Consider the following 5,803-nt stretch of genomic DNA (forward strand, 5'->3'; position numbering starts at 1 on the left):
GGGCTCGGGGGCGCGCAGTTAGCCGCTGAGCCCCAGCTTGCCGGCCAGACGTTCCACATAAGCCGCCACCTCGGACTCGGAACGGTCCGGCAACCCGAACAGCGTCTCGGTGACACCGATCTCGGCCCAGTGCGCCAGCTTCTCGGGCACCGGCTTGAAATCCAGCGCCACGATCTGGGGGGCTCCGTCGCGGCCGGCGGCGGCCCAGGTGTCCTGCAGCAGCTTGACCGGTGCGTCGATGTCGAAGTCGCGCGGCGTGGTGATCCAGCCGTCGGCGCTGCGGGCGATCCACTTGAAGTTCTTCTCGGTACCGGCCGCTCCGACAAGCACCGGAACGTGCGGCTGCACCGGCTTAGGCCACGCCCAGCTCGGGCCGAAGTTGACGAACTCGCCCTCGAAGGAGGCCTCCTCCTGCGTCCACAGCGCCCGCATCGCTTCCAGGTACTCCCGCAGCATGGTGCGTCGCCGGCCCGAAGGAACGCCGTGGTCAGCCAATTCGTCTGTGTTCCAACCGAATCCGACGCCAAGGCTGACTCGGCCGCCGGACAGGTGGTCCAGGGTGGCGATCGATTTCGCCAGCGTGATCGGGTCATGTTCGACCGGCAGCGCCACCGCCGTCGACAACCGAACGCGCGAGGTCACCGCGCACGCGGCGCCCAGGCTGACCCACGGGTCCAGCGTGCGCATGTAGCGGTCATCGGGCAGGGACTCATCGCCGGTGGTCGGGTGGGCGGCCTGCCGCTTCACCGGAATGTGTGTGTGTTCCGGTACGTAGAACGTCGTGAACCCGTGATCGTCGGCGAGTTTTGCGGCCGCCGCTGGGTCGATTCCACGGTCACTGGTGAACAGCACAAGCCCGTAATCCATATCGGTGATTAGAACGTGTTCCTGTTTGGCGGGCAACCGGGGGGTCCCGGTAGGAGCGGTGTTGTCCCAGCGACTACGGCCGCAAGTGCGCTAGCGTGGATGGTCGAAGCGCGCCGCACCGCCCAAGAAGCGCGCTGCCCACAAGCACAGGAGAGGTCATGACCTACTCGCCCGGGAATCCCGGCTTCCAACCTCCACAACAGTCAGGCGCCTACGGGCCATCGACTCCCTCGTTCGCCAAAGCCGGCGGCGAGGTTGAGAGCAAGCTGCCCCAGTACCTCCGCATAGCGGTGGTTGCGCTGGGGCTGGGCGTCTACCTGGCGAACTTCGGGCCGATCGTGACGATCACCGATGTCGACTACCCGTTGGTCCTCAGCGACGCGGGCAACACGGTACCGCTGGCGGTGCTGGCCGCGCTGCTCGCCGCCGTCGGCCTGCTGCCCAAGGCCAAGGTGTACACCGCGGTGGTCGCCGTGATCGCCGCACTGGGAGCACTCCTGGCCATCTCGACCGTCGCCGAGGCCAGCAGCGACTACACCATTGGCTGGGGCCTGTGGCTGATCCTGGTCTTCAGCGTCCTGCAGGCCTGCGCCGCAGTCGGGTCGCTGCTGCTGGAGGCCGGCGTGGTGACCGCGCCGGCGCCGCGTCCCAAGTACGACCCCTACGCCCAGTACGGGCTGCCGCCGGGTGGCAACTACTACGGACAGCCGGGCCAACAGGGCCAGCAGGGTTATGGGCATCAGGGGCACCAGGGTCAGCAGGCTCCGCAGCAACCGGGCTATCCCTCGTCGTATGGCAGCTACCCCTCGGCGCCGTCCAGCGGCGGCTTCGGCGCGCAGCACTCCTCATCGTCGGGCGCTTTCAACTCGGGCGTCCAGCAGTCCTCGCCGCAGGGCCCGCCGACGCCGCCGACCGGATTCCCCAGCTACAACCCGTCGTCGACCGGCAGTTCGGGGACGTCATCCACCGGGGGGCAGAGCGCATCCGGTTCGGGCCAGAGCTCGACGGGCGGCCAGCAGTCGCAGGGCGACTCCGCCTCGTCGGGGCCGGCGCAGCCCTAACCCGCGCCTGCGCGCCGAGTTGAACGTGCTCGCAGCGTGACATCGGTGACCGGCGGCAGACCAGGCTCGAACCCGATCCGCGACCTGGTCCGGGTCGCCTTCGGCCCGTCCGTCGTGGCGTTGACGGTCATCGCAGCGGTGACGCTGCTGCAGTTGCTGATCGCCAACAGCGACATGACCGGGGCGTCCGGTGCCATTGCCAGCATGTGGCTGGGCGTACACCAGGTGCCGATCTCGATCGGCGGCCGGGATCTCGGCGCGCTCCCGTTGCTGCCGGTGCTGCTCATGGTGGCGGGGACCGCGCGAACCACCGCACAGGCCACCGCCCGCGGTGCCTCGTGGTTCGTCATTCGCTGGATCGTGGCGTCGGCGGTGGGCGGCCCGCTGTTGATCGCGGCGGTCTCGCTGGCGGTCATCCACGATGCGGCATCGGTGATCACCGAACTGCAGACGCCACATGCCCTGAGCGCCTTCGCGCACGTGTTCGCGGTGCACGCGATCGGTGCAGGAATCGGCGTGGCAACGCGGGTGGGCCGGCGAGCGCTGGCGGAGACCAGGCTGCCGGTCTGGTTGGCGGACTCGGTGCGCGCCGCGGTGACCGGGATGCTGGCGCTGTTCGGTCTGGCCGGAGCCGTGACCTTCGTTTCCCTGATCTGGCATTGGGGGACCATGCATGAGCTCTACGCGATCACCGATTCGGTGTTCGGCCAGTTCAGCCTGACCCTGCTCGCGATGCTGTACGTGCCCAACGTCCTCGTCGGAGCGACGGCGATGGCGGTGGGCTCCAGCGCACATATCGGCCCCGCACTCTTCAGTGCGTTCACGGTGCTCGGCGGTGACATCCCGGCGTTGCCGATCCTGGCCGCGGCGCCCACCCCGCCGTTGGGTCCCGCGTGGGTGGCGTTGCTGATCATCGGGGCGGCATCGGGCGTGGCCGTTGGCCAGCAGTGCGCCCGCCGGCCGCTGCCGCTGGTTCCGGCGCTGGCCAAGGTGGCGGCGGCGGCCCTCATCGCAGCGCTGTCGATGGCAGTGCTCGGCCTGGCCGGTGGGGGACGGCTGGGGAACTTCGGCGACGTCGGGGTGGATCAGCTGACCTTCGGCCCTGCGGTGTTCGGCTGGTTCGCCGCGATCGGAGCGCTGACGGTGGTGATGATCGGCGGTGTCCGCAACGGGCCCGTGGCCAGGCCGCAGCGGGTACTGCCGCCCGCCCCGGTGCGTCCCGGCGAGCCCGAGGACATTCCTGAGCCGGTCGCGGTCGATTCCGACTTGCCCGTACCGCCGGGCGAGATCGTCGAACCCGAGGAGATGTTCGAGGCCGACTTCGAACCGAGTTTCGGGTCCGATGAGGGCATCGGCGACGGTGGAGAGCTGAGCTGGACGGCAGAAGCAGAGCCGGTGCGCAGGATCGGGGCACACGCGCCGACGGAGCCGCCGGGGCCGTTGGAGGACCCGGAGGACTTGATGTTCACCGACGACGACGGCTACGAGGGTTAGAGCGAGGCCCGCGGGCGATCTTGAGGGTGACCAGCGGCGGTGACCGCCTTCGCCACAGTGGCGATCACCGCGTTAGGCTCAGTCACCGTGCAACCGATCCACGTCGCTCCCAGCGTCCCCGCTCGACTGGTGGTGCTGGCTTCGGGCACCGGGTCGCTGCTCGCATCGCTGTTGGCCGCCGCGGTCGGCGACTACCCCGCGCGAGTGGTGGCGGTAGGCACCGACCGGGACTGCCGGGCGGTGCAGATCGCCCAAGCGGCGGGCCTGCCGGTGTTCACCGTCCGAGTGGGTGACTATCCGAACCGGGCGGCGTGGGATCTTGCGCTCACCGAGGCCACCGCGGCCCACAATCCCGATCTGGTGGTCTCGGCCGGGTTCATGAAAATCCTGGGCTCACACTTCCTGGCTCGGTTCCTCGGCCGCACCGTCAACACCCACCCCGCGCTGCTGCCGGCCTTCCCGGGTGCACACGCGGTACCCGAAGCCCTGGCCTACGGGGTCAAAGTCACCGGCTGCACCGTGCACCTCGTGGACGCCGGCACCGACACCGGCCCGGTACTGGCCCAAGAGCCTGTCGTCGTTCTCGACGACGACGACGAAGACACTTTGCACGAACGCATCAAGACAGTGGAGCGCAAGCTCCTGGTAGACGTGCTGGCCGCGTTGGCGACCGGTGGCGTTACCTGGAACGGACGAAAGGCAACCCTAGGATGACCGACGGCAAGCGACCGATTCGCCGGGCTTTGATCAGCGTCTATGACAAGACCGGACTGGTCGATCTGGCCGCCGGCCTGCACGCCGCCGGCGTCGATATCGTCTCGACCGGATCCACCGCCAAGGCTATTGCGGCCAAGGGCATTCCGGTGACGCCGGTGGAGCAGGTGACCGGCTTCCCCGAGGTGCTCGACGGCCGAGTCAAGACCCTGCACCCGCGGGTGCACGCCGGACTGCTGGCCGACCTGCGCAAGCAAGAGCACGCCGAGGCGCTCGATGAGCTGGAGATCGCGGCGTTCGAGCTGGTGGTGGTCAACCTCTACCCGTTCAGCGAGACCGTCGATTCCGGGGCCGGCGTCGACGAATGCGTCGAGCAGATCGACATCGGTGGACCGTCGATGATTCGGGCGGCCGCCAAGAACCACCCCAGCGTCGCCGTGGTGGTCGACCCGCTGGGCTACGACGGTGTGCTGGCCGCGGTCAACGCGGGCGGCTTCACGCTTGCGCAGCGGAAGCGCCTGGCTGCCCTGGCATTTCGGCACACCGCCGAATACGACGTGGCGGTCGCCGGCTGGATGACGTCCACGCTGGCGCCCGAGGAGCCGCGGCAGGCACTGCCGGAGTGGTACGGGCGGACGTACCGGCGGTCCGCGCAGCTGCGCTACGGCGAGAACCCGCACCAGCAGGCCGCGCTCTACTGCGACAGCGGCGCCTGGCCGGGCCTGGCGCAGGCCGAGCAGCTGCACGGAAAAGAGATGTCCTACAACAACTTCACCGATGCCGATGCCGCCTGGCGTGCGGCTTTCGACCATGAAGACATCTGTGTGGCCATCATCAAGCACGCTAACCCGTGCGGCATCGCGGTCTCGGCGATCTCGGTGGCCGACGCTCACCGCAAGGCGCACGAATGCGATCCGCTGAGCGCCTTCGGTGGGGTGATCGCGACCAACACCGAGGTCACGGTGGAGATGGCGGAGTACGTCAGCACCATCTTCACCGAGGTGATCGTCGCCCCGGCCTATGAGCCGGGTGCCGTTGAGGTCTTGGCGCGCAAGAAGAACATTCGGGTGCTGTTGGCTTCCGAGCCGCTGCGGGGCGGGGCGGAATGGCGCCAGGTCAGCGGTGGCCTGCTGATGCAGAGCCGCGACGGGCTGGATGCGCAGGGTGACAACCCGGTCAACTGGACGCTGGCCACCGGGGCGCCTGCCGACCCGGCCACCCTGGCGGACCTGGTCTTCGCCTGGCGGGCCTGCCGCGCGGTCAAATCCAACGCGATCGTGGTGGCCGGCAACGGTGCCACCATCGGAGTGGGAATGGGACAGGTCAACCGGGTGGATGCCGCGCGGCTGGCGGTCGAGCGCGGCGGCGAGCGGGTGGCCGGTGCGGTTGCGGCTTCCGATGCGTTCTTCCCGTTCCCCGACGGTCTGCAGACGCTGACCGCTGCCGGGGTGAAGGCGATCGTGCACCCGGGTGGTTCGGTGCGCGACGACGAGGTGACGGCGGCCGCCGCCGAGGCCGGTATCACCCTGTACCTCACCGGGGCGCGGCACTTCGCGCACTAAGGTACGTCGCCGTCGTCGGCGCCGGAGCCGTTGTCGCCCAGTAGTTTTTCGGGGTGGTGGTAGTGGTTGGTGCGGGGTTGGCCGTGGTCGAGGTGGGGTGGGGGC

Annotated in this window: 5 protein-coding genes; 4 read left to right on the forward strand and 1 reads right to left on the reverse strand. The window is 69.1% G+C overall.

Annotation, left to right across the window (positions count from 1 at the left end; genetic code table 11):
* Nucleotides 1–18 precede the first annotated feature (18 nt).
* On the reverse strand, nt 19–867 hold the full coding sequence (locus tag BST15_RS20535; protein WP_046189813.1) for an LLM class F420-dependent oxidoreductase: 849 nt from the start codon (nt 865–867) through the stop codon (nt 19–21).
* A gap of 158 nt (nt 868–1,025) precedes the next feature.
* On the opposite strand from BST15_RS20535, the gene BST15_RS20540 reads away from it, so the two are divergent.
* The 4 genes from BST15_RS20540 (at nt 1,026) to purH (ending at nt 5,698) form a co-directional block, all read left to right on the forward strand.
* Nucleotides 1,026–1,928, forward strand: coding sequence for a DUF5336 domain-containing protein (locus BST15_RS20540; protein WP_046189814.1), 903 nt, complete (start codon nt 1,026–1,028; stop codon nt 1,926–1,928).
* A gap of 45 nt (nt 1,929–1,973) precedes the next feature.
* Nucleotides 1,974–3,422, forward strand: a complete 1,449-nt coding sequence (locus BST15_RS20545) for a cell division protein PerM (protein WP_046189822.1) — start codon at nt 1,974–1,976, stop codon at nt 3,420–3,422.
* 87 nt (nt 3,423–3,509) lie between these two features.
* Nucleotides 3,510–4,136, forward strand: a complete 627-nt coding sequence (gene purN / locus BST15_RS20550) for a phosphoribosylglycinamide formyltransferase (RefSeq protein ID WP_046189823.1) — start codon at nt 3,510–3,512, stop codon at nt 4,134–4,136.
* Nucleotides 4,133–5,698 carry a bifunctional phosphoribosylaminoimidazolecarboxamide formyltransferase/IMP cyclohydrolase gene (gene purH, locus BST15_RS20555; protein ID WP_046189815.1) on the forward strand — a complete coding sequence of 522 codons (1,566 nt, stop codon included), beginning with the start codon at nt 4,133–4,135 and terminating at the stop codon, nt 5,696–5,698. The genes purN and purH overlap by 4 nt, the downstream gene beginning before the upstream one ends.
* Nucleotides 5,699–5,803 lie beyond the last annotated feature (105 nt).

Origin of the sequence: Mycolicibacter arupensis (assembly GCF_002086515.1) — a bacterium.
Lineage (GTDB): Bacteria > Actinomycetota > Actinomycetes > Mycobacteriales > Mycobacteriaceae > Mycobacterium > Mycobacterium arupense.

What these genes read in the sequence shown, in the direction of transcription:
- BST15_RS20535 (WP_046189813.1), bottom strand. Translation starts at nt 867, where the DNA reads ATGGATTACGGGCTTGTGCTGTTCACCAGTGACCGTGGAATCGACCCA.
- BST15_RS20540 (WP_046189814.1), top strand. Translation starts at nt 1,026, where the DNA reads ATGACCTACTCGCCCGGGAATCCCGGCTTCCAACCTCCACAACAGTCA.
- purH (WP_046189815.1), top strand. Translation starts at nt 4,133, where the DNA reads ATGACCGACGGCAAGCGACCGATTCGCCGGGCTTTGATCAGCGTCTAT.